Origin of the sequence: Pseudomonas syringae group sp. J254-4 (genome assembly GCF_032586855.1) — a bacterium.
GTDB classification, from domain to species: domain Bacteria; phylum Pseudomonadota; class Gammaproteobacteria; order Pseudomonadales; family Pseudomonadaceae; genus Aquipseudomonas; species Aquipseudomonas amygdali.
Window position 1 is genome coordinate 66,047 of the sequence record NZ_JAWHOO010000026.1, and the last position, 22,908, is coordinate 88,954.

The 22,908-nt window shown below is 58.7% G+C and carries 18 protein-coding genes and 1 pseudogene; 9 read left to right on the forward strand and 10 right to left on the reverse strand.

What is annotated here, in order from left to right; genetic code table 11:
- Positions 1-207 precede the first annotated feature (207 nt).
- Positions 208-450, forward strand: a complete 243-nt coding sequence (locus RYB09_RS23620) for a hypothetical protein (protein ID WP_002555214.1) — start codon at positions 208-210, stop codon at positions 448-450.
- Positions 451-529: 79 nt separating this feature from the next.
- On the opposite strand, the gene RYB09_RS23625 is transcribed toward RYB09_RS23620, so the two are convergent.
- The 5 genes from RYB09_RS23625 to RYB09_RS23645 all read right to left on the reverse strand — a co-directional run bounded on the left by RYB09_RS23625 (position 530) and on the right by RYB09_RS23645 (position 5,290).
- Entirely contained in the window at positions 530-1,147 is a 618-nt protein-coding gene (locus RYB09_RS23625; RefSeq protein WP_004655498.1) for an FKBP-type peptidyl-prolyl cis-trans isomerase, read from the reverse strand.
- 153 nt (positions 1,148-1,300) lie between these two features.
- Complete coding sequence (locus tag RYB09_RS23630; RefSeq protein ID WP_005733678.1) at positions 1,301-1,609, reverse strand: DUF6482 family protein; 309 nt, start codon at positions 1,607-1,609, stop codon at positions 1,301-1,303.
- A 108-nt stretch (positions 1,610-1,717) separates the two neighbouring features.
- Complete coding sequence (locus tag RYB09_RS23635) at positions 1,718-2,206, reverse strand: TIGR00645 family protein (protein WP_003313787.1); 489 nt, start codon at positions 2,204-2,206, stop codon at positions 1,718-1,720.
- A 133-nt stretch (positions 2,207-2,339) separates the two neighbouring features.
- Positions 2,340-2,669, reverse strand: coding sequence for a hypothetical protein (locus RYB09_RS23640; protein ID WP_011169498.1), 330 nt, complete (start codon positions 2,667-2,669; stop codon positions 2,340-2,342).
- Between the two features lie 185 nt (positions 2,670-2,854).
- Positions 2,855-5,290, reverse strand: coding sequence for a Lon protease family protein (locus RYB09_RS23645; RefSeq protein WP_005733673.1), 2,436 nt, complete (start codon positions 5,288-5,290; stop codon positions 2,855-2,857).
- A gap of 275 nt (positions 5,291-5,565) precedes the next feature.
- Between RYB09_RS23645 and RYB09_RS23650 the strand changes: the two genes are divergently transcribed.
- The 4 genes from RYB09_RS23650 (at position 5,566) to RYB09_RS23665 (ending at position 9,037) form a co-directional block, all read left to right on the forward strand.
- Complete coding sequence (locus RYB09_RS23650; RefSeq protein WP_002555221.1) at positions 5,566-6,054, forward strand: DUF3015 domain-containing protein; 489 nt, start codon at positions 5,566-5,568, stop codon at positions 6,052-6,054.
- Positions 6,055-6,126: 72 nt separating this feature from the next.
- Positions 6,127-7,980: a DUF4105 domain-containing protein gene (locus RYB09_RS23655; protein WP_005745344.1), complete on the forward strand. Its 1,854-nt coding sequence runs from the start codon at positions 6,127-6,129 to the stop codon at positions 7,978-7,980.
- Between the two features lie 135 nt (positions 7,981-8,115).
- Positions 8,116-8,469 (forward strand): hypothetical protein, encoded by a 354-nt coding sequence (locus tag RYB09_RS23660; protein ID WP_002555223.1) that lies wholly within the window; start codon positions 8,116-8,118, stop codon positions 8,467-8,469.
- Between the two features lie 70 nt (positions 8,470-8,539).
- Positions 8,540-9,037, forward strand: a complete 498-nt coding sequence (locus tag RYB09_RS23665) for a GreA/GreB family elongation factor (protein ID WP_057401016.1) — start codon at positions 8,540-8,542, stop codon at positions 9,035-9,037.
- A 66-nt stretch (positions 9,038-9,103) separates the two neighbouring features.
- Here the strand turns inward: RYB09_RS23665 and ettA are convergent, their stop codons facing one another.
- Positions 9,104-10,768, reverse strand: coding sequence for an energy-dependent translational throttle protein EttA (ettA, locus tag RYB09_RS23670; protein ID WP_003368689.1), 1,665 nt, complete (start codon positions 10,766-10,768; stop codon positions 9,104-9,106).
- A 1,241-nt stretch (positions 10,769-12,009) separates the two neighbouring features.
- Here ettA and RYB09_RS23675 point away from each other — a divergent pair.
- Together RYB09_RS23675 and glyA are read left to right on the forward strand one after the other, a co-directional pair.
- A pseudogene (locus tag RYB09_RS23675) lies at positions 12,010-14,988 on the forward strand (EAL domain-containing protein); the annotation flags it as partial.
- A gap of 357 nt (positions 14,989-15,345) precedes the next feature.
- Positions 15,346-16,599: a serine hydroxymethyltransferase gene (gene glyA, locus RYB09_RS23680; protein WP_003340745.1), complete on the forward strand. Its 1,254-nt coding sequence runs from the start codon at positions 15,346-15,348 to the stop codon at positions 16,597-16,599.
- Between the two features lie 105 nt (positions 16,600-16,704).
- Here the strand turns inward: glyA and yjiA are convergent, their stop codons facing one another.
- From yjiA to RYB09_RS23695, 3 genes are all read right to left on the reverse strand, one after another.
- On the reverse strand, positions 16,705-17,682 hold the full coding sequence (gene yjiA / locus RYB09_RS23685) for a GTPase (RefSeq protein WP_219170243.1): 978 nt from the start codon (positions 17,680-17,682) through the stop codon (positions 16,705-16,707).
- A 95-nt stretch (positions 17,683-17,777) separates the two neighbouring features.
- Positions 17,778-17,975, reverse strand: a complete 198-nt coding sequence (locus RYB09_RS23690) for a YbdD/YjiX family protein (RefSeq protein WP_002555232.1) — start codon at positions 17,973-17,975, stop codon at positions 17,778-17,780.
- A 27-nt stretch (positions 17,976-18,002) separates the two neighbouring features.
- The gene (locus tag RYB09_RS23695; protein ID WP_054076765.1) at positions 18,003-20,078 is read right to left on the reverse strand and encodes a carbon starvation CstA family protein; all 2,076 of its coding nucleotides are present in this window, start codon (positions 20,076-20,078) and stop codon (positions 18,003-18,005) included.
- Between the two features lie 285 nt (positions 20,079-20,363).
- Between RYB09_RS23695 and RYB09_RS23700 the strand changes: the two genes are divergently transcribed.
- Positions 20,364-20,738, forward strand: coding sequence for a PilZ domain-containing protein (locus RYB09_RS23700; protein WP_058401876.1), 375 nt, complete (start codon positions 20,364-20,366; stop codon positions 20,736-20,738).
- Between the two features lie 14 nt (positions 20,739-20,752).
- Here RYB09_RS23700 and radA read toward each other — a convergent pair whose 3' ends face one another.
- Positions 20,753-22,120: a DNA repair protein RadA gene (gene radA / locus RYB09_RS23705; protein WP_002555235.1), complete on the reverse strand. Its 1,368-nt coding sequence runs from the start codon at positions 22,118-22,120 to the stop codon at positions 20,753-20,755.
- Between the two features lie 194 nt (positions 22,121-22,314).
- Between radA and mscL the strand changes: the two genes are divergently transcribed.
- Positions 22,315-22,761 carry a large-conductance mechanosensitive channel protein MscL gene (gene mscL / locus RYB09_RS23710; RefSeq protein ID WP_002555236.1) on the forward strand — a complete coding sequence of 149 codons (447 nt, stop codon included), beginning with the start codon at positions 22,315-22,317 and terminating at the stop codon, positions 22,759-22,761.
- The last annotated feature ends 147 nt before the right edge of the window (positions 22,762-22,908 follow it).

Consider the following 22,908-nt stretch of genomic DNA (forward strand, 5'->3'; position numbering starts at 1 on the left):
CGTCGCTGTGTGACGCAGAGCGTCACGAACGGCATTCCCACGCGGAGCGTGAGGAACGATAGTTCTGTAACTATCGTCCCGACGCTCCGCGTCGGCATTCGCTGACCTGGATCAACCATTCAGCGTAAAATGAGAATTAATCTCAATAGTGCCTTGCTATTATCCCGATAAGAATTATTCTCATCTTACTTGCACAGGAGATGAGACATGACCTATTTGATCGATGCATGGCTGGACCGGCCTCACCCTTACCTGAGAATTCTTCATCGCGAGACGGGCGAAGTGTGTGCGGTGCTGGAAGAGGAAGCGCTGGAGGAGTTACGTGATCAGGGCGATCTGGATGTGTGCAGCTTGAGTTCCAGCGAACCATTGGTGCTCAAGGAGCTGGTGAGAAACCTGTTTCTGTTCTGCTACGCGCGGGCGTTGCGCCCGATGGGTGAGTTGCACTGAGCATGGAGCATCAGCACAACCCCACCGCTGAACGAATCAGCGCGATTCGTTCAGCGACTATCTGCATCGACCGGGTCGCTTACAGAACGTCCAGCAGTTCCACGTCGAACACCAGCACGCTGTGCGGTGCGATGCTGCCTACGCCCTGAGCGCCATAAGCCAGCTCGCTCGGTACGTGCAGACGCCATTTGCTGCCAGCGTTCATCAGTTGCAGTGCCTCGGTCCAGCCAGCAATCACGCCGCTGACCGGAAATTCCGCAGGCTCGCCACGATCATAGGAGCTGTCGAAGACGTTACCGTCGATCAGCGTACCGTGATAGTGCACGCGCACCTGATCTTCACGGGTTGGCTTGGCACCAGCGCCAGCGGTCAGCACTTCGAATTGCAGACCCGAGGCCAGCGTGGTCACGCCTTCGCGCTTGGCATTTTCAGCCAGGTAAGCCTTGCCGGCACCCGCAGCCTGTTCAGCCTTGGCGGCCGCTTCGGCCTGCATGATTTCACGGATAACCTTGAAGCTGGCGGACATTTCTTCCTGACCCACACGGCTTGGCTGACCGCCAAATGCATCACGCAGGCCTGCCACGATGGCTTCCAGGTCGACACCCGGTGGCGGGTTGTCGCGCAACTGGTCGCCCAACTGACGGCCAATGCCGTAGCTGACGCGGGTTTCATCGGTGGACAGATTGACTTCGGACATGACACTGCTCCGCAGAGGGGCACGCAGTCGGCAATCACGCGATACCTGAACGGCAATCACGCTATACCCTGATGCGCCCCGAACCAAAAGGGCGAGCAGCCTAGCACAATTGCCGCTACAGCCCCTACCGCAGCAGCAATACGCGGCTGGCGATCAGGACCAGGAGGAATGAAACGAGATCGGCAGGCGCATTTCAGAGCGGTCATTGACCGGCATGCCGCACAGCTCGTCATGGACCACACAATGGACCAGGTAAAAAGGCACCACCGGTATGTCCTTGAGCAAATCCCGCGCATGCTCCACCGAGCGAAGATGCAGGGTCTTGCCTGCCGGGTCCTTGAGCATCACCGAAGTGCCATTCATGCGCACATCCAGCAGATAGATGCCGCCTTCGATGGAGATCAGGTTCAGCTCATCGACCCGCCCGGCCTGGGCGTGTTCGATAAATTCCTGATAATTCATGATCGAACCTCCTGCGCAAATGCCTGATGCATCGGAACGGACGTTTTACAACACACAGCGCCGACATGCCAGAAACGATAACGCCCGCCCCTTTCATCGCGCGTCGCCTTAGTGCTTGGTGACCTTGTCCAGATAGCCCATCGCAAACGCGGATATCACGAAGGTCATGTGGATAATCACGTACCACATCAGGTATTCAGGCTTGATGTTGGTGGCATCCATGAACACCCGCAGCAGGTGTATTGAGGAGATTGCCACGATGGAGGCCGCCACTTTCATCTTCAGCGAAGACGAATCCATGGTGCCCAGCCAGTTGAGCTTTTCCTTGTCCTCATCGATGTCCAGCTGCGATACGAAGTTCTCGTAGCCGGAAATCATCACCATCACCAGCAAACCACCCACCAGCGCCATGTCGATCAGCGACAGCAGCACCAGAATCAGATCAGCTTCGGCCAGCGAGAAAATGTTAGGGATGACGTGAAAGATTTCCTGGAAGAATTTCAGACACAACGCCAGCAGCCCAAGGGAAAGACCGAAATAGATCGGCGCCAGCAGCCAGCGCGATGCGTACATGGCATTTTCAAAAAAACGTTCCATTGATACTCGCAAGGTGTTTTGAAGGAGCGGGCGAGTATATCAGCGGTAACGCGCTGCTCTGGAGATGCGACAAAATATCGCACAGCACGCAGATATGCACTGTCAGGAGACCGGCATGCATAGCGCAGACTGGCTAGAAAAGCGATGAGCGCTCACACACCACCATGCCACTGTTGATACGTCGCAGTTCAGCTTGAATATGCAAGGTCCATATCGGTACATCATCGGCGCATTGATAACCATGCAGCGACAGGCTCTCGATAATGCTCGTCAATACCGCCTGCGCCGCTGGCAGGCCGTTGAATGGTCCTTGGGATTTGATCGCGGAGGGCTGTTCTTCAGCCATGCCGGCTGCGAAGAGCACCATCCATTGTCCACCATCGTGGGGAAGAGGCCGAATGACACATTCGATGCGGGTCATCAGCCCCATGCATTCTCGGGTAAGGCAAAGGCTACGCTGCATGATGCGCTCCTGATCAGCAACAGTATTCATCCGTCTGGCAAAGCAGGATGTGCGCCAATCCGATTGGCCACTGCGGTCATGATCAAGATTAGAAGAAAACCGTCCCGCGGGAAATATCCCTGATGAACGGATTGCTGATGAACGCAGTACCGGGCGGCGTCAGCACCGCCCGGCTAGCGCCGTTGTCAGACCTTCAGTTCAGGTTGTAACTGGGCTGGCTCCTTCTCCAGCTCTTCCTTGAGGTCTTCGTCGCTGAGCATTTCCGCGATGTCGCGCAAGCGCTCGACCACACGTGCATTCACGCTGCCTTCCGGAAACTCGCCATTCTCGTCAGGCGCACCGGCAGGCTCGCCGACCAGCAGGCTCAAGGCCTCGTCAGCCTGACGTACCGCATAGATATGGAATTGCCCGTCACGCACGGCCTGCACCACACGCTCATCCAGCATCAGCGTGGTGACGTTGGCGTGCGGAATGATAGCGCCCTGCTCGCCCGTCAGCCCGCGTGCTTCACAAAGACGGAAGAAGCCTTCGATTTTCTCGTTGACCCCGCCCACCGCCTGCACTTCGCCGAACTGGTTGATGGAGCCGGTAATTGCGAAGCACTGCTTGAGCGGAGTGCGCGACAACGCTGAAATCAGCGTACAGGCCTCGCCCAGCGACGCACTGTCGCCGTCCACGTAACCGTAGGATTGCTCAAGCGCAATACTGGCTGATATCGCCAGCGGGAATTCCTGAGCGTAACGGCTACCCAGGTAGCCGGTGAGAATCATCACGCCCTTGGAGTGGATCGGCTGGCCAAGATTGACCTCGCGCTCGATGTCGACAATCCCGCTGCCACCCGGATAGACCGTGGCGGAAATACGCGCCGGCACGCCAAACGCCGAATCACCGACTTCCAGAACCGTCAGGCCGTTGCATTTGCCGACCGCGGCACCGTCCGTGTCGATGAGGATCACACCCGCCATCATGTCATCGAGAATCCGCGCGGAAACCCGCCCGGTGCGCGTGGCCTTGGCCTTCAACGCTCGCTCGATATGCCCGGCGTCGGTCTTGTCGTCACTGGCCAACTGACGGATGAAGTCTGCCTCGCTGACCAACTGGAACAGATCGCCGATACGCGCCGACAAACGCCCCTGGTGTTCAGCCAGTCGAGCGCTATAGGTTGCCAGTCGCGCCACCGCATCGGCGGTCAAAGGTGCCATGCCCTCTTCTGACGTTCGGGTTTTCAGCAACTGAGCGAATTGCTCGAGCGTTTCATCGACCATCGGAATTTCTTCGTCGAAATCGACCAGTACCCGAAACATCTCCTGAAAGTCAGGATCGAGGTCTTGCAGGGTGTAATACAGCGAGCGCGAACCAATGATGATGATCTTGACGTTCCACGGAATAACCTGCGGCGTCAGGCTCACGGTTGCCACGCGCCCCAGCTCGCCCAGCGGTGATTCCATCTTCAGCTTGCGCGACTGCAGGGTGCGCTTGAGCGCGTCCCAGACGAACGGCTCGCCGAGCATTTTTTCGGCTTCCAGAATCAGAAAGCCTCCATTGGCGCGATGCAGCGCACCGGGCCGCAACTGGCGATAGGTGGTGTACAGCGCGCCCTGATCAGTGCTGTATTCGATACGCCCGAACAGGTTGTCATACGTAGGATGCTGCTCGAAAACCACCGGCGCGCCGCCGTCGCGGGTATTGCCGACCACCAGGCTCGGGCTGTACTGCTCTTCCAGTAACTTGCGTGCCTGAGCGTCGGTCTTGGCATCGTCGACCAGTTGCTCGACCAAGGTCTTGAGCAGGTACACCTGCATCGCTTGCAGGTACGCACAGACCGCAGCATTCTCGGCGTACTTTTCCGAGAGCGGCGCCAACAATGGCTGCAAGGTCAGCGTGATGGTTTCTTCGTTCAACTGACGAAGCTGGTTGTTCGACTCACGCTTCCACTGCGGCAGGCTGGCCAGTTCTTCGTTGAGGCGCTCCTCAAGGGCGGAGATATCTTCGTGAAAACGCTCGCGATCAGCCTCGGGCAACTGCGAAAACTCGGCCTCGTCCAGCGCCTTGCCATCGGCCATCGGCGTGAAGGCGATGTTGGAGCTGTCGCGATACAGCGCGATGTCCTTTTCCAGCGACAGGCGCTCGATCACATCCAGTGCGCGGTCGTAGCGCTGATTGAACGCACGGTCGATCGAGCTTTTCTTCTGCTGATAGGACGGGTGCTCGAAAACCGCCGGAAAGGTCACCAACAGGTTATCGATCAGGCCACCGATGTCGGCCGTGAATTCATGCGCAGTGCCTGGTGGCAGTTCCAGCGCCTTGGGCTCGCGGGGCTCATCGAAATTATTAACGTAGACCCAGTCCGAAGGCGTCTTCATCCGCTTGCCTTCAGCCTTGAGGTAGCGTTTGACGAACGAAAAGCGGCCAGTACCGGGTTCGCCCATGACAAATACGTTGTAACCGGGGCGCGGCATGGCAACGCCGAACTGCAAGGCCTCTACGGCACGCTCCTGGCCTAGTACACCGCGAAAGGGTTCAAGCTCGTTAGTGGTCGCAAAGCTGAACTGCTCAGCGGAAAACGGACGGGTCAGCGCATGTGGCGCCAGGCGTAGGTTGGCTGCGACAGAATCGGGCATCAGTAATCCTTACATCAGGCGGGGCAGATGTCGGCATTCTGGCGCTCGCCGTACAAGACTTGCAAGGCAGGAAAAACCGAAAGGCACTTACAGCCTTAAAGCCATAGCCCGCTGCCCGGAAAATTTCTATTTTCGGCAATAATCTGTAATAGCTCACGGAACCCTTGGAACCCGCCTAAGCTCCAAACTGCACAGGTGGTTGCTGGTTGGCCGTCTGTCTTGATGTGACTACTCAAGAAACTCGACCCTTGGCTGAACTAAAAAGAGAAAAAGCTATGAAACGGATTCTTCTTGGAACGCTCTTCGCCGCTGTATCCATCAACGCTATGGCTCAAGCGCCAGGCGGTCCGGACTGCGGCTGGGGCAACATGCTGTTTGAAGGTCAACGCGGCACTCCAGCTCACTTCCTGGCCTCAACCACCAACGGCACCTCGGGTAACGCCACCTTCGGCATGACCTCCGGTACCAACGGCTGCTCGACCAACGGCGCACTGACTTACGGCGGTAAATCCTGGCTTGCCATGAACGGTATGATGGATGAACTTTCCAAGGACATGGCGATGGGTCAGGGCGAAGCACTGACTACCTACGCTGTGGTATTGGGCGTTGCACCAGAAGATCGTGAGCACTTCGCTGCGGTCACTCACGAGCACTTCTCGCAAATTTTCAGCAAGGCCGACGCCACCGCTGAAGACGTTCACACCAACACCGTCAACGTTCTGAAAAACGATCCGACTCTGGCCAAGTACGCTACCCAGGCTTAAAGTCGTTCGCCCGCCTTTTCATCGCAAAAGGCGGGATCACCTTTCCTGACTTCTCTTGACTAGTTGCCCTCTATGCTCAAACGTCTTGTCTCGCTGGCGCTGTTTGTCTGTGCCCCCTTGTCTGCGGCACCTCATGCTACCGCTGACCGTTTGCAGCAATTGGCCAATGAGCCGTTCTGGATTTCACTGGGTCACTACGAGGCAGGCAAGCTCGGCGGTTGGCGCAGCTATGTGACAGACCCGAAATTCTTTCTCGCTGCGGACGGTGCACACGACCCGAAGGCGGAACTGAGCGCGACACTTGACGCCATATACGCCCCCGTAACCAACGAACAGACCCACGCCCAGTGCGTGTACCCGGCACGCACCCGCTGGCTGCGCGACCAGTTGCAACTGACTGACCTGCCCACGCCGGACTGCAAAGAGTTCAAGGCCTGGTACAAGGATGTGGCACCGGACAGCACTGTACTGATTTTTCCGGCCGCGTACCTCAACAGCCCCTCGTCGATGTTCGGCCACACGTTACTGCGCATCGATCCGGCCAGCGCGAAAACCAACAACACCACGTTACTCAGCTATGCGATCAACTTCGGTGCCTACATCGAAGGCATGGACAACAGCATTCTGTATGCCTGGAAAGGCTTGGCTGGCGGCTACCCTGGATTGTTTGCGCTGGTGCCCTATCAGGAAAAGCTCTCGGAATACCGCAGCCTGGAAAACCGTGACCTGTGGGAATACCGTCTGAACCTTACCCCGGAAGAAACCGGGCGCATGGTTGAACATGTCTGGGAATTGAAACAGATTCGCTTCAGCTATTTCTTCTTCGACGAAAACTGCTCGTACCGTCTGCTGGAATTGCTGCAGGTCGCACGACCCGGGCTGAATCTCACCGAGCAATTCGGCCTGACTGCGATCCCGACCGATACGGTCAAGGCGATCAAAGCCGCAGGGCTTGTGGAAAAGATCGACTATCGCCCTTCTCGCGAGCGGGAATTGCTGAGCCGCGCCGAGCCCCTTGATGCCGACGAACAACAGTGGGTGCTGAAAGTCAGCGCCGATCAAAAACAACTGCAAAACAGCGAGTACCTCGCCCAGCCGAAAGAGCGACGCGCGTTGATTCAGGACGCGGCCTACCGTCTGGAGCGCTACCGCGCCAACGGGCTTGAACGCGACACGCAGCGCTCGCAACGCAGTTTCGAGTTGCTGCAGGCGATCAATCAGAACCCGCCGCCACAGCTGGACATCCCGCGCCCCGGCCTGCCGGAAGAAGGCCACGAATCACGTACCTGGCAACTGGGGGCGGGCACACGCGGTGACAAAGCGTTCGCCGAATATGGCCTGCGCATGGCCTATCACGACCTGAACGACAACGCTTACGGCTTTCCGCTGGGTGCGCAGATCGAGATTCTTCAGCTCAAGGTGCGCCAATACGAAGGTAACGACTGGCAAGTTCAGCAGTTGGACCTGGCCACCATTCGCTCCCTGACCCCGCGTACCGAGCTGCTGAAACCCTGGTCATGGCAAGTCACCGGCGGGCTGGAACGGGTACTTGGCAAACATGGCGATGAAAACCTTGTCAGCCATGTCAACGGTGGTGGCGGCGGTACCTGGCAATTGGGCGACGAAGTGCTGGGCTTTGCGCTGGGCACTGTAAGGGTCGAGCACAACAACGACTTCGCCGAATTCATCTCTCCCGCTGCTGGTTTCAACACTGGCTTACTGTGGCGCAACCCGCTGGGCAACCTGAGCCTGGAAGCCAAGGGCGACTACTTCACCAACGGCGAAGTACGCCGCAGCGTCAGCCTCAATCAGCAGTGGGAGCTGTCGCGCAACCTCGGCCTGCGCCTGAGTGCCCAACGCGAATTCAGCCAGATGAGTTCACCGCAGAACGAAGTAATGCTTGAAGTGAAGTGGTATCACTACTGACAAGGTGAGTGCAAAAACTGCGGGCGGCGCTGCCTCAAAATAAAGGCACGCTGCCATCACTTATTCCCTACATCGCTTTTACAAATAACTCACAAATTACCTTCTAGACTCCTCTCATAAGTAGAGGGAACCACCATGAAGCGGTATTGGGTGTTGTTGTCGCTGGCCATCGTGCTGGCAGGTTGTCAGTCCACCCGTGACCAGATGTTGGCCGAGGGTTATCCGCCGGGTTTTGCAGACGGTTATCAGGATGGTTGCAGCAGTGGCAGGGACGCAGCAGGTGCCAGCACCGGTCAATTCAGAAAAAACGTACCCCGCTATCTGAAGGACAAGCTCTACGCCCAAGGCTGGACTGACGGCTTTCGCCAGTGTCAGGCCTCGCAGGATAACCGCGACCGACTCGACCCCGGCCAGGTCTTCAACGACCGTGATCGCGCTTGGGAGCGAGAGAAGACCCGCAGTGCAGCCAAGGCCTATCGCCCCAACTGACGCACTCGGGAAAATCGACGAAACCAATGCTGTCCGCTTGTGGCCCAAAGCTCATTAGGGAGGACACCTCATGAGCCGCGCTTTTGTAAACGAAGACAACGCTGCCGCCGATGCCGAGCAACCGGTAGAGCGGCTGGTCAGCGCACAGACCAATTACGTCACCGCCGAGGGCCTGAAGTTGCTCAAGAAGCACGTCAGCAGCCTGCAGGCGCAGCACAGTGCACAAACTGCATTGGGAGACGCCGCCGATAAACAGCGCCAGGCTGACCTTGAACGCGACCTGCGTTACTACACCCAGCGCCTGCAGAGCGCGCAGGTTGTGACGACGGCTTTGTCGACCGAAAAAGTACAAATTGGCAGTTGGGTCACGTTCGCGGATGAAGAAGACAACCGCCAGCGCGTGCATCTGGTCGGGGAGGATCAGGCGGATGCCGCCAAAGGGCTGATCAACTGGGGCTCGCCACTGGGACGTGCATTGATCGGTGCGCAGAAAGGCGATGAAGTGGTGTGGGAGCGGCCGGCGGGAAATCAGTCGATTGAAATACTGCTGATCGAGCCGGATGCTTAAAGCGTGCTGATGAACAATAACGGCAGCGCCGTTCCCGATCAGGAACGGCGCGTGCCTAAACGCTGATCAGGCCAGCTTCTTGTGACGCACACGATGCGGCTGGGCAGCGGCTTCGCCCAGACGTTTCTTGCGATCCGCTTCATACTCGGTGTAGTTACCCTCGAAGAAGATCGCTTGCGAATCGTCTTCGTACGCCAGGATATGCGTCGCCACACGGTCAAGGAACCACCGATCGTGGGAGATCACAATGGCGGCGCCCGGGAAGTCCAGCAGCGCTTCCTCCAGCGAACGAAGGGTTTCAACGTCAAGGTCGTTTGACGGTTCGTCGAGCAGCAGCACGTTGCCACCCTCCTTCAGGGTCAGCGCCAGATGCAGACGGCCACGCTCACCACCGGACAGGTCCTTGACGAACTTCTGCTGATCGCCACCCTTGAAGTTGAAGCGGCCAACGTAGGTGCGCGACGGGATCTCATAGTTGCCGATACGGATCACATCGGAACCATCGGACACCGCCTGAAACACCGACTTGCTCCCGTCCAGGTCATCACGGCTCTGGTCCACGCAGGCCAGCTGTACGGTTTCACCGACTTCGATGCTGCCCGAATCCGGCTGTTCCTTACCCATCAGCATACGGAACAGGGTCGATTTACCGGCACCGTTACCACCGATCACGCCAACAATGGCGCCTTTAGGCATGGAGAACGACAGATTGTCGATCAACACGCGGTCGCCGTAGCCCTTGGTAACGTTCTTGAACTCGATAACCTTGTCGCCCAGACGCGGACCGGCAGGGATATAGATCTCGTTGGTCTCGCTGCGCTTCTGGAATTCCTGCGACTGCATTTCTTCGAAGCGTTGCAGACGCGCCTTGGATTTGGACTGACGCGCCTTGGCGCCCTTGCGGACCCATTCCAGCTCGTCTTTCATGGCCTTTTCGTGAGCGGTCTGTTGCTTGGATTCCTGAGCCAGACGGTCGGACTTGGCTTCAAGCCAGCCGGAATAATTACCCTCGTAAGGAATACCCGCACCGCGGTCGAGTTCCAGAATCCAGCCGGCTACGTTATCCAGGAAGTAACGGTCGTGCGTGATCGCAACCACGGTGCCCGGGAAGTCGTGCAGGAAATGCTCCAGCCAGGCGACAGAGTCGGCATCCAGGTGGTTGGTCGGTTCGTCGAGCAGCAGCATGTCCGGTGCCGAGAGCAACAGGCGGCACAGCGCAACACGGCGTTTTTCACCACCTGACAGGACCGAAACCTTCGCATCCCAGGCGGGCAGACGCAGTGCGTCGGCGGCTACTTCCAGCTGGCGTTCCAGGTTATGACCGTCGCTGGCCTGCAGGATCGCTTCAAGCTTGGCCTGCTCGGCTGCCAGCTTGTCGAAATCAGCGTCCGGCTCGGCATATTCGGCGTAAACCTGATCAAGACGCGCCTGGGCGTCCTTGATGACGCTGACCGCCTCTTCAACCACTTCACGGACCGTCTTGTTCGGGTCAAGTTGTGGCTCTTGCGGCAGATAACCCACATTAAGCTCGGGCATCGGACGTGCTTCGCCGTCAAACTCGGTGTCGACGCCAGCCATGATTTTCAACAGCGTGGACTTGCCCGAACCGTTGAGACCCAACACGCCGATCTTGGCGCCGGGGAAGAAAGACAGAGAGATGTTTTTCAGGATTTCACGCTTCGGCGGCACAACTTTGCTCAGCCGATGCATGGTGTAGACGTATTGAGCCATGAAATGAAAACCTAGCGTCTGTGATGAGGACCGATTTAGAACGCGAGCTTAAAGCTCCGGCCGGAAAAAAGCTTTTATTTGTCCGCAAGACTTGCCGCGAGACCGTTCCGAGCCTTGAATGAATCCAGGCAGAAACAGATCGGGGCCGTGCTGACACATATAAAGCCTGGTCGATATTGCAAAAAGTGGAGTCACTCATGCAGGAGTCGGTGGATACCACGCGTTGCGCAAAGCTACCCGAATGCAGCGTGCAGGGCAAACGATCCGGCCCAATGGGGCTGGCACTCTGCCACAAGTAAAGGCATGCTAGCCGCCCTCTTTGGGCGGCCCGCTCATTTTACATAAAGCATCGCTGCTTCAGTCCAGCAGTCAGGAACAACGATTTGCCCACTTCAACGCCTCTGCCGTCATCCAGTGTCGCTATAGACAGTGCGACCAGGCCTTTGCGCGGCTCAGTGAAAGGTATATTGGCCGCGCTGGTGTTGGTGGTGCTTGCACTGCTGTTCTGGCAATTGATCGAGCAGTTTCATCAGACTCAGGAACGCCAGCGTCAGCGCAGCCTGGAGTACAGCATCCAGCTTTCCGACCGGATGAGTCTGAACATGGCACTCAAGGCGCAAATCGCCATGAACCTGCTGGACGAGGCGCAATCCTCCGGAGACCGGCTGGAGCAGCCGACGGCACTGGCAAGCCTCCGTACTGCCCTGCCCGCGCTGCGCAGCGCCGCGCGGCTGAACCCGACGGGTGACATTGTCGGTGACAGCGCCGAGGCATCCCACGACGGAGAGTTTCTCCGACAGGCCATGAAAAAGGCCCAAGGCCACCCCTATTTCTACACCGGCACCGAAGACGTCAAACAGATTTATATACTGATTCGCCAAGGCGGTGGCGTTAGCGGCGATTACTGGGCGCTACGCATGGCACCCGACGCCTTGAAGGACCTGGCAAGCCAGCCAGCTCAGGACTTTCAACATATCTGGCGCTTGGAGCAACGCAAGACCCAGCGGGTTCTCCTCCGTGAACCGGCGCCCTCCAACGAGGCGGACAGCGGTCTTTCCGATACCGTTCTGCTTCAGCCACTGAGTAACAGCGACTGGCAACTGCGAGGCCTGTTCGATACCTACAAGGCCCGCAGCGAGCTGCTTGCGCCCCTGATCGGCAAGTGTCTGATCGGCCTGCTGCTGTCGATCCTGCCATTGATCGCGCTGATGAGCCTGCGCAAACGCCAGCGCCAGATGCTGCAAAGCCGCCGCCGCTATCGCGATATCTTCGAGGGTGCGGGCGTTGCGATCTGCGTCATGGATATGTCGGGTCTGCAAGAGCAACTGGAAGCACTCGAAGTCAGAACGGACGAAGACTTCGAACTTCTGCTCAAAAGCCAGCCAGCCTCGCTGAAAAGACTATTGCAGCAGTTGCGAATCAACGAACTCAACGAAGTTGCCCTGGGCCTGCTGGAAATCGAACACAGTGAACAGGCGTGGCAGCCGTTGATCGAGGGCGAATCGCGCTCGCGCCCCGGCATCGGCGTTCAGGTTATTCAGGCTGTTCTCGCCGGGCTGCCCAGGCTGGAACTGGAAATATGCCTGACACGCGCGAGCGGCCAGGACCAGCATCTATGGCTGGTCATGCGCCTGCCCGAGTCACGTAGCGACTTCGATGCCGTTATTCTCAGCATCGGCGATATCACCAGCCGCAAACAGATCGAGCTGTCCTTGCTGGACCGCGAGAGCTTTTGGTCCGACGTGGTGCGAACCGTGCCGGACCACCTGTACGTTCAGGACGTACTCAGCCAGCGAGTGATCTACAGCAACCACCATTTCGGCTACACGCTGGGCTACAGCAAATCCGAGCTGCGCGCCATGGGCGAGTTCTTCTGGGAAATCCTGCTGCACCCCGACGACGCCAGAAGCTATCAGGACATGCGCTTGCGCCAGCGCCATCACGGCCATAACGAGTTATTGCAATGCGTGCTGCGCTTTCGGGATCGCGAGAACAACTGGCGCTGCTTCGATGTGCGCGAACAGGCGCTGGCCTGGGACGCAGAAAACCTGGTCACCCGCATCATCGGCATCGCCAAGGACATTACCGAGCAGGTCGCGTCCAGCCAGTCGCTGCGTGACAGCGAACAGCGTTACCGGATGCTCGCTGAAAGCATCAGCGATGTGATCTTTTCCACGGATGGCCAGTTGGCAGTCAATTACGTCAGCCCCTCGGTGGAACGCGCGCTAGGGTACAGCGCCGAGTGGATTCTCCAGAACGGCTGGTCCGCCGTCATTGCCAACCCTCAACAAGTGATCGGTTTCGATGCGCTCATCAGCCGCATCGGCAAGGTGCTGCACAAACCTCAGGAACTCGCCAGATTGCGCGAAGAGGTGACGACCAGAATGTTTCTGTTCGACTGCCTGCGTGCAGACGGTCGCAAGATCCCGGTGGAATTGCGGGTGGTTCTGGTGTGGGACGAAAACGGCAATTTCGAGGGCATCTTCGGGGTCGGCCGGGACATCAGTCAGCAACGTCGGGCAGAAAAAGACCTGCGCATGGCCGCCACCGTATTTGAACACTCGACATCGGCGATCCTCATTACCGACCCTGCCGGCTATATCGTTCAGGCCAACGAGGCGTTCACCCGCGTCAGCGGCTATGAAGTTGCCCAGGTGCTCGACCAGCTACCGGGCATGCTCACGGTGGAATCGGAACAGGAAAACCACCTGCGCTACATCCTCAAACAATTGAACGGCCAAGGCACCTGGGAAGGTGAAATCAGGCTCAAGCGCCGTAACGGCGAGCACTACCCGGCCTGGGTCGGCATTACCGCAGTGCTCGACGATGAAGGCGATCTGGCGAGCTATGTGTGCTTTTTCAGCGATATCAGCGAGCGCAAGGCCAGTGAAGACCGTATCCACCGTCTGGCCTACTACGACGCCCTGACTCACCTGCCCAATCGCACCCTGTTTCAGGACCGCCTGCATTCGGCGCTGCAACACGCCGAGCGCCAACAGGCCTGGGTGGTGCTGATGTTCCTCGACCTGGACCGTTTCAAACCGATCAATGACTCTCTGGGCCATGCCGCTGGCGACCGGATGCTTCAGGAAATGGCCACGCGGCTACTCGCCTGCGTGTCTTCCGATGACACCGTGGCGCGTATGGGCGGGGATGAGTTCACCCTGTTGCTGCAGCCGGACACCTCGCGCGAAGCCGCACTGACTCGCGCCATTCACGTGGCCGAGCGGATTCTGACCAGTCTGGTAACGCCGTTTGTGCTTGAAGGCCGCGAGTTCTTTGTCACTGCCAGCATCGGCATCGCACTCAGTCCGCAGGACGGCAAGGAACTGAGCCAATTGATGAAGAACGCCGACACGGCGATGTACCACGCCAAAGAACGTGGCAAGAACAACTTCCAGTTCTATCAGGCGGACATGAACGCGACCGCTCTGGAGCGTCTGGAGCTGGAAAGCGACTTGCGGCATGCCCTGGAACAGCAGGAGTTCACCCTTTATTACCAGCCGCAGTTCAGCGGCGACGGCAAGCGCCTGACGGGTGCGGAAGCCTTGTTGCGCTGGCGCCATCCACGCCGCGGGCTGGTGCCGCCCAACGACTTCATCCCGGTGCTCGAAGAGCTCGGGCTGGTGGTGGAAGTCGGCGACTGGGTGCTCACTGAAGCGTGCCGTCAGCTCAAACAGTGGCATCAGGCGCGGGTTCGCGTTCCGAAAGTGTCGGTCAACATCTCGGCGCGACAGTTCTCGGACGGCCAGCTCGGCAAGCGCATCGCCAACATCCTGGAGCAGACCGGCCTGTCACCTGCCTGCCTGGAGCTGGAACTGACCGAAAGCATCCTGATGCGCGAGGTCAACGAAGCCATGCAGATCCTCGACGGCCTCAAAAACCTTGGCCTGAGTATCGCTGTCGATGACTTCGGCACAGGCTACTCGTCGCTGAATTACCTCAAACAGTTCCCGATCGACGTACTGAAGATCGACCGCACCTTCGTCGACGGCCTTCCGTCGGGCGAACAGGACGCCCAGATCGCTCGCGCCATCATCGCCATGGCCCACAGCCTGAACCTCTCGGTCATCGCCGAAGGCGTAGAAACCCACGAGCAACTGGAGTTTCTTCGCGAACACGACTGCGACGAAGTCCAGGGCTACCTGTTCGGCCGCCCGATGCCAGCAAGCCAGTTCGAAGCGCAATTCAGCAACGATGCGCTATTCATGCTGGATTAAGGGCGACGGCAAGCTGAGGGATGGGCAAAACAGGTGCTCTACCGGACACCTGCCGCTCCTCACGCACCAGCGCAGGAATGCCGTTCGGGACGCTCTGCGCCGCAAGCTCGGGACAGGACGCGGAGCATCGGCACGACAGTTACAAGACTATCGTTCCTCACGCTCCAGCGTGGGAATGCCGTTCGGGACGCTCTGCGTCCTATCCGGGCCGCGATGCGTAACTCAAGCTGAGCGGTAGACAGTCAAGCTTGCCGCTTGAACCTGTTTGCTACTCAAGATGATTCCCTTTCATATGCCAGATAAAACCCGATGGGGTAGAATACCCGCCTTTTCCGCCATGCCCCCTTGAGGACTGCCATGTTCAGCCGTGATTTGACTATCGCCAAGTACGACGCCGATCTGTTTGCCGCCATGGAGCAAGAAGCTCTGCGTCAGGAAGAACACATCGAGCTGATTGCCTCGGAAAACTACACCAGTCCGGCCGTCATGGAAGCTCAGGGCTCGGCCCTGACCAACAAGTACGCCGAAGGCTATCCAGGCAAGCGCTACTACGGTGGTTGCGAGTACGTCGACGTTATCGAACAACTGGCCATCGACCGCGCCAAGGAGCTGTTCGGCGCTGATTACGCCAACGTCCAGCCACATGCGGGTTCGCAAGCCAACTCGGCGGTCTACCTGGCCCTGCTGCAAGGCGGCGACACCATTCTGGGCATGAGCCTGGCTCACGGTGGTCACCTGACCCACGGCGCCAGTGTTTCGTCCTCGGGCAAGCTGTACAACGCCGTTCAGTACGGTATCGATGCCAACGGCATGATCGACTACGACGAAGTCGAGCGTCTGGCTGTCGAGCACAAGCCAAAAATGATCGTCGCCGGTTTCTCTGCCTACTCGCAGATCCTCGACTTCCCGCGCTTCCGTGCAATCGCTGACAAGGTCGGTGCCTACCTGTTCGTCGACATGGCTCACGTAGCCGGTCTGGTCGCCGCAGGCGTCTACCCGAACCCGGTGCCATTCGCCGACGTCGTGACCACCACCACACACAAGACCCTGCGCGGTCCACGTGGCGGCCTGATCCTGGCGCGCGCCAACGCCGAAATCGAGAAGAAGCTGAACTCCGCGGTATTCCCTGGCTCCCAGGGCGGTCCGCTGGAGCACGTCATCGCAGCCAAGGCCGTGTGCTTCAAGGAAGCGCTGCAGCCTGAGTTCAAGACCTATCAGCAGCAAGTGGTCAAGAACGCCAAGGCGATGGCCGGTGTGTTCATCGAACGCGGCTTCGACGTGGTTTCCGGCGGTACTGAAAACCACCTGTTCCTGCTGTCGCTGATCAAACAGGACATCTCTGGTAAAGACGCCGACGCTGCCCTGGGTCGCGCCTTCATCACCGTCAACAAGAACTCCGTACCGAACGACCCGCGCTCCCCGTTCGTCACCTCCGGCCTGCGCTTCGGCACCCCGGCAGTGACCACTCGCGGCTTCAAGGAAGCAGAGTGCAAGGAACTGGCCGGCTGGATCTGCGACATCCTGGCTGACCTGAACAACGAAGCGGTAATCGACGCCGTTCGTGAGAAGGTCAAGGCCATCTGCGCGAAGCTGCCGGTTTACGGCGCTTGATAAGCTTCGTTTAAACGCAGTACCAAAAGCCCCGACTCGTGAGAGCCGGGGCTTTTTGTTGGGCGGGTCGCTGCATGGGCAGAAGCTCAGCCGCTGCCCGACCTCTCAGCCGCATACCTTCTCGAACCCCGCCCGAATCTTATCCTCCGGCAATTCATCGGCAATAAACACAATCACGCTCTCGCGCTTTTCGCCTTCTGCCCACTCGGTATCCCAGTCGAAGCCATACAGCTTAAGCACGCCCTGAAACACCATTTTGCGCGGCTCTTCTTCGATGTTGAGCACGCCCTTGTAACGCAGCAGTTGCTTGCCGTGGTCTTCCAGCAGCTCGTTCATGAACTCGCTGAGACGGTCCAGGTTCAGGGTTTTTTCGCTGCGCAGGACGAGGCTGGTGATGCGGTCGCCTGAATTGCCGACCGGGGCCAGTGGGCGCAGTATCATGCCGCCGCCGAGGTCGGCGTTGAGGTTGAAGCCGCGCACGTCGAGCAGTTCAGCAAGGTCAATGTTGCCATGGTCGACGATACGGATCGGCGCGCGGCGGTTGATGCGGGTCAGGCGCGCGCTCAGGGCATCGAAGGCTGCATCGTCGACCAGATCACGCTTGCTGACCAGCAACCGGTCGGCAAAGCCGATCTGCGCCTGGGCGATGGTTTGCGCCAGGTGAGTATCGGCGTGCGCGGCGTCGACCAGGGTGATGATGCCGTCGAGGATGTAACGCTCGCGCAGCTCTTCATCGATGAAAAAGGTCTGCGCGACCGGCGCGGGATCGGCCAGCCCGGTGCATTCGATCACCAGCCGGTCGAACACGATCTCGCCGCTGTCCAGGCGCTCCAGCAATAGGTAGAGCGCCTTGGTCAGGTCGGTGTGGATGGTGCAGCACACGCAGCCGTTGGACAGGGTCATGATCTGCACTGGATCGGTGCCCAGCAACTGGCTGTCGATACCAGCATCGCTGAATTCGTTTTCGATCACGGCGATTTTCAGGCCGTGCTCGGCTTTGAGCAGGTGGCGCAGCAAGGTGGTTTTGCCTGCGCCCAGAAAACCGGTCAGCACGGTCACTGGGATGGGTTGCAACTCAGTCATAAGGCTCCTGGCGTGATGCATTGAGCAGAAATGAAAACGCGCCACAGGTGATGGCCTGCGGCGCGTCGGATCAAACAATAACGCAGATCAGAGGATCAGCAGCACTTCGGACCGCCCTTGCCGCCGTAACGTGCCTCTTGCCGCTCCCGGAAGAACTGCTCGTAGGTCATCATCGGCTTGTCCGGGTGGGTGTTCTGCATGTGTTCTACGTACGTGTCGTAGTCAGGCATGCCCACCATCAGACGCGCGGCCTGACCGAGGTATTTCCCGAGACGACTCAGGTCATTGAACATGGGCAAATCCTCTGTGGATAACCATCATCACACCTGCGACGCTGGCGGCATGGCCTGGTAAGGAGCTTCCTTGTCGGTACGCGCCTTGGTCGTCCAGGCCGCACGGCCCACTTTAATGGCGTAGAACAGGATGCTGAACACCACGAACAGGAACAGCACGGTCAACCCGGCGTTGGTGTAAGCGTTGAAGATCACATGCTGCATCTGGTCCATGGTTTTGGCCGGGGCCAGAATCTGGCCAGCATCTGCCGCCGCGCTGTATTTCTTGGCCAGAGCCAGGAAGCCCACCGCAGGGTTGGCGTCGAACAGCTTGATCAGGCCAGCGGTCACGGTGCAGATCAGCAGCCAGGTGGCAGGCAGCATGGTCACCCACACATAGCGCTGACGCTTCATCTTGATCAACACGACGCTGGCCAGCATCAGAGCGATACCGGCGAGCATCTGGTTGGAGATGCCGAACAGCGGCCACAGGGTATTGATGCCGCCCAGCGGGTCGATTACGCCTTGATACAGCAGATAGCCCCACAGCGCCACGCAACCACCGGTGCCGATGGCGTTGGCCGTCCACGACTCGGTGCGTTTCAAGGCCGGAACGAAACTGCCCAGCAGGTCCTGCAGCATGAAGCGTCCGGCTCGTGTACCGGCGTCGACTGCGGTCAGAATGAACAGTGCCTCGAACAGAATCGCGAAGTGGTACCAGAACGCCATGGTGTTTTCACCCGGCAGCACTTGGTGGAGGATCTGCGCGATACCGACCGCCAGCGTCGGCGCACCACCGGCACGCGCCAGCACAGTGTTTTCACCAATGTCTTTCGCGACAGCAGTCAATTGCTCCGGCGTGATGGCAAAGCCCCAGCTGGAGACAGTCTGCGCGACAGTCACCACGTCACTGCCAACTACCGCAGCCGGGCTGTTCATGGCGAAGTACACGCCTGGCTCGATCACCGACGCGGCAACCATTGCCATGATGGCCACGAACGACTCCATCAACATGCCGCCGTAACCGATGTAACGGGCGTTCTTTTCGTTATCCAGCAGCTTGGGCGTGGTGCCCGAAGAGATCAGCGCGTGGAAACCCGATACCGCACCGCAAGCGATAGTGATGAACAGGAACGGGAACAGTGCGCCCTTCCAGACCGGGCCTGTGCCGTTGGTGAACTGGGTCAGGGCCGGCATTTTCAGCTCGGGAGCCAGAATCAGGATGCCGATTGCCAGCGCCAGAATGGTGCCGATTTTGAGGAAGGTCGACAGGTAGTCACGTGGCGCAAGCAGCAGCCAGACCGGCAGCATGGCCGCGACAAAACCGTAGCCGACCAGCATCCAGGTGATCTGCACGCCGGTGAAGGTGAACATCGGCCCCCAGGTCGGATCGGCCGCTACCATGCCGCCGACCCAGATCGAACCGAGTAGCAGAATGACACCGATAATGGAGATTTCACCAATACGGCCCGGACGGATGTAGCGCATATAGATGCCCATGAACATCGCGATCGGGATCGTTGCCATGACCGTGAACATACCCCACGGGCTCTCGGCCAGGGCCTTGACCACGATCAGCGCCAGCACCGCCAGGATGATGATCATGATCAGGAAACAGCCGAAAAGCGCGATGGTGCCGGGAATACGGCCCATTTCCTCGCGAACCATGTCGCCCAGCGAGCGACCGTCACGGCGCGTGGAGAGAAACAGGATCATGAAATCCTGTACCGCACCGGCCAGCACCACGCCAGCGATCAGCCAGAGCGTACCGGGCAGATAACCCATTTGCGCCGCCAGTACCGGGCCGACCAGCGGGCCTGCGCCGGCGATGGCTGCAAAGTGGTGACCGAAGAGGATGTGTTTGTTGGTCGGCACATAGTCCAGACCGTCGTTGTTGACCACTGCCGGTGTCGCACGCAGCGGATCGAGCTGCATGACGTGAGTGGCGATGAAAAGACTGTAGTAACGATAGGCAACCAGGTAGATAGCTACCGCAGCGACCACTATCCACAAGGCGTTGATCGCCTCTCCGCGACGCAAGGCCACGACCCCAAGGGCACATGCCCCGACAATTGCGACGATGAGCCAGGGAACATGGCGCATCAGACTATTATTATTTTTCATTTTTTTATTCCAGCAGAGTTGACTAGAAGGCAAGCAGTGCGAGTTTAGCGCTGGATCAGCGAAAGACCACCCCCAACCATGGTCTAGAGCGAAATTTGATCAATTGCGGCAGATACCCGGCATAGAGGGCTGGAATGGACTCGACAGATGGTTGCCGTATCACAAAACAGTGATGCGGAACTGTTCTGTAATGGCTTTCAGGTCTATCGTGCAGGAACAACAGAATTGATCAGATAACGACCTGCCGACTGACCTACGGTGGCGGTCAACAAGAGAGTTCATTCGATGACCGACTCACCCGAAGATCGCCGTCGTTTCAAACGCATTGCCTTTGATGCCAAAACCGATTTAAAGCAAGGCGATCAGACCTGGAAGGTTCAACTGGTCGATATTTCCCTGAAAGGGTTGCTCATCGAACGGCCCGATCCGTGGAACGGTGATCAGGCGCAGCTCTTTGAAGTCGACATCATTCTAAGCAACGAAGCCAATGTAAAAATGGATGTCAAAATCACCCATGACAACAACCGGCAATTGGGATTCGTTTGCCGGCACATAGGGCTGGAGTCAATCAGCCACCTGAAGCGGCTGGTCGTATTGAACCTCGGAGACCCCGAAGAACTGGATCGGGAACTGGCAGCCTTGATCGAACTGCAGGGATAATCCTCAGGGCGAGGTTATTCGAACAACGCATCCAGTGCCTGCTCCAGACGCGTGACGGCAATGATCTGCAGACCGGGTGGTGCTTCCTTTGGCGCGTTGCCCTTGGGCACGATGGCGCGTTTGAAGCCGTGCTTGGCGGCCTCCTTGAGTCGTTCCTGCCCACTGGGCACCGGCCTGACTTCACCCGACAGCCCTACCTCACCGAACACCAGCAAGTCATGCGGCAGCGGACGATTGCGCAGGCTGGACATCACCGCCGCCATCAAGGCCAGGTCGGATGCGGTTTCCAGCACTTTCACACCACCTACTACGTTGAGAAACACGTCCTGATCGTGAGTCGGAATACCGCCGTGTCGATGCAGGACCGCCAGTAGCATGGCCAGACGATTCTGATCCAGACCCAGCGTTACACGACGCGGGTTGGACATGTGGCTGTCGTCCACCAGCGCCTGCACCTCTACCAGCATCGGCCGCGTGCCTTCCCAGGTCGCCATGACCACACTGCCCGGCACTTCTTCCTGTGCACGGGTAAGAAAGATCGCAGACGGATTGGAGACTTCTTTCAGGCCCTTGTCGGTCATGCCGAACACGCCCAGCTCGTTGACCGCGCCAAAGCGGTTCTTCACCGCCCGCAGCAAACGCAGACGGCCATCGGACTCGCCCTCGAAATACAATACGGTGTCGACCATGTGCTCAAGCACACGCGGACCGGCCAGCGCGCCCTCTTTAGTGACGTGACCGACCAGAAAGATCGCCGTGCCGCTCTGCTTGGCGTAGCGCACCAGCAAGGCCGCGCTTTCACGAACCTGCGACACGCCGCCCGGCGCGGACTGCAACTGTTCGGTGAAAATCGTCTGGATCGAATCGATCACCATGACCTTGGGCTTCTCGACCTTGGCGGTGGCAATGATGGTTTCGATACAGGTTTCAGTCATGACGCGCAGTTTGTCCTGCGGCAGCCCCAGACGACGGGCACGCATGGCCACCTGCTGCTGGGATTCCTCGCCGGTGACGTACAACGCGGGCATGCGCTGGGCGATATTGCACAGCGTCTGCAACAGAATCGTCGACTTGCCGATGCCGGGGTCACCGCCAATCAGCACTACCGAGCCGTCAACCAGCCCGCCGCCCAGCACCCGGTCGAGCTCGGTGGAATTGGTGGAGAAGCGCGGGATCTCTTCGACACTGACTTCTGCCAGGGTTCTGATTTGCGCCTGTGAACCGGTCCAGCCGGTGCGCCCGGTGGGCGGCGCAGCAGCGCCACTCTCAATCATGGTTTCGACCAGTGTGTTCCAGGCACCGCATTCGCTGCACTGGCCCGCCCACTTGGGAAATGTCGCGCCGCACTCGGTGCAGCCGTACAAGCGTTTGGCCTTGGCCATGACAACCCCAGTCGTAAAAAACGCCCATGATAACGCAGGTTGAGCCGGCAGCTACCTGCGCAGCGAACCATGACTTTCAAAACCGGATAAAACTTACACAGGCCGCTCCGGTCGATTGAACGTAGAACGGACGACAACTGTAAGGCTGGACTACACTCTCCCGGATCACTTTTATCTGTAACAAGGAATTACCCATGAGCGTACTTAGCGAGTTCAAGGCCTTCGCGGTCAAAGGTAACGTGGTCGATATGGCCGTCGGTATCATCATTGGCGCGGCATTCGGCAAGATCGTTTCGTCGTTCGTCGGCGATGTGATCATGCCACCGTTAGGCTTGCTGATCGGCGGCGTCGACTTCAGTGACCTGGCCATCACCCTGCGCCCTGCGCAAGGTACGGCACCTGCTGTGCTGCTGGCTTATGGCAAGTTCATCCAGACTGTTATCGACTTCATTATCGTCGCGTTCGCGATCTTCATGGGCGTCAAGGCCATCAACCGCCTCAAGCGCGAAGAGGCCAAGGCACCGACCTTGCCACCGACGCCGTCCAAGCAGGAAGTGTTGCTGAGCGAGATTCGTGACCTGCTCAAGGAACAGAACAAACCGGCCGCGCCAGTCACTGTCGACCCTACGCGTCCGCTTTGATTTGACGTCCGGAGTGCGTAGGAGATGGCTATCGCATCCCCACGCAGTGCTTTTCAAACGCGATGGCACAGACGACGCAGAGTGCGACCTTAGTGACGGCTGAGTCCTGGCGCTGATCCGGGGGTAGCCTGGCAGGACGCCAGGCTA

What these genes read in the sequence shown, in the direction of transcription:
- RYB09_RS23620 (WP_002555214.1), top strand. Translation starts at nt 208, where the DNA reads ATGACCTATTTGATCGATGCATGGCTGGACCGGCCTCACCCTTACCTG.
- RYB09_RS23625 (WP_004655498.1), bottom strand. Translation starts at nt 1,147, where the DNA reads ATGTCCGAAGTCAATCTGTCCACCGATGAAACCCGCGTCAGCTACGGC.
- RYB09_RS23630 (WP_005733678.1), bottom strand. Translation starts at nt 1,609, where the DNA reads ATGAATTATCAGGAATTTATCGAACACGCCCAGGCCGGGCGGGTCGAT.
- RYB09_RS23635 (WP_003313787.1), bottom strand. Translation starts at nt 2,206, where the DNA reads ATGGAACGTTTTTTTGAAAATGCCATGTACGCATCGCGCTGGCTGCTG.
- RYB09_RS23640 (WP_011169498.1), bottom strand. Translation starts at nt 2,669, where the DNA reads ATGCAGCGTAGCCTTTGCCTTACCCGAGAATGCATGGGGCTGATGACC.
- RYB09_RS23645 (WP_005733673.1), bottom strand. Translation starts at nt 5,290, where the DNA reads ATGCCCGATTCTGTCGCAGCCAACCTACGCCTGGCGCCACATGCGCTG.
- RYB09_RS23650 (WP_002555221.1), top strand. Translation starts at nt 5,566, where the DNA reads ATGAAACGGATTCTTCTTGGAACGCTCTTCGCCGCTGTATCCATCAAC.
- RYB09_RS23655 (WP_005745344.1), top strand. Translation starts at nt 6,127, where the DNA reads ATGCTCAAACGTCTTGTCTCGCTGGCGCTGTTTGTCTGTGCCCCCTTG.
- RYB09_RS23660 (WP_002555223.1), top strand. Translation starts at nt 8,116, where the DNA reads ATGAAGCGGTATTGGGTGTTGTTGTCGCTGGCCATCGTGCTGGCAGGT.
- RYB09_RS23665 (WP_057401016.1), top strand. Translation starts at nt 8,540, where the DNA reads ATGAGCCGCGCTTTTGTAAACGAAGACAACGCTGCCGCCGATGCCGAG.
- ettA (WP_003368689.1), bottom strand. Translation starts at nt 10,768, where the DNA reads ATGGCTCAATACGTCTACACCATGCATCGGCTGAGCAAAGTTGTGCCG.
- glyA (WP_003340745.1), top strand. Translation starts at nt 15,346, where the DNA reads ATGTTCAGCCGTGATTTGACTATCGCCAAGTACGACGCCGATCTGTTT.
- yjiA (WP_219170243.1), bottom strand. Translation starts at nt 17,682, where the DNA reads ATGACTGAGTTGCAACCCATCCCAGTGACCGTGCTGACCGGTTTTCTG.
- RYB09_RS23690 (WP_002555232.1), bottom strand. Translation starts at nt 17,975, where the DNA reads ATGTTCAATGACCTGAGTCGTCTCGGGAAATACCTCGGTCAGGCCGCG.
- RYB09_RS23695 (WP_054076765.1), bottom strand. Translation starts at nt 20,078, where the DNA reads ATGAAAAATAATAATAGTCTGATGCGCCATGTTCCCTGGCTCATCGTC.
- RYB09_RS23700 (WP_058401876.1), top strand. Translation starts at nt 20,364, where the DNA reads ATGACCGACTCACCCGAAGATCGCCGTCGTTTCAAACGCATTGCCTTT.
- radA (WP_002555235.1), bottom strand. Translation starts at nt 22,120, where the DNA reads ATGGCCAAGGCCAAACGCTTGTACGGCTGCACCGAGTGCGGCGCGACA.
- mscL (WP_002555236.1), top strand. Translation starts at nt 22,315, where the DNA reads ATGAGCGTACTTAGCGAGTTCAAGGCCTTCGCGGTCAAAGGTAACGTG.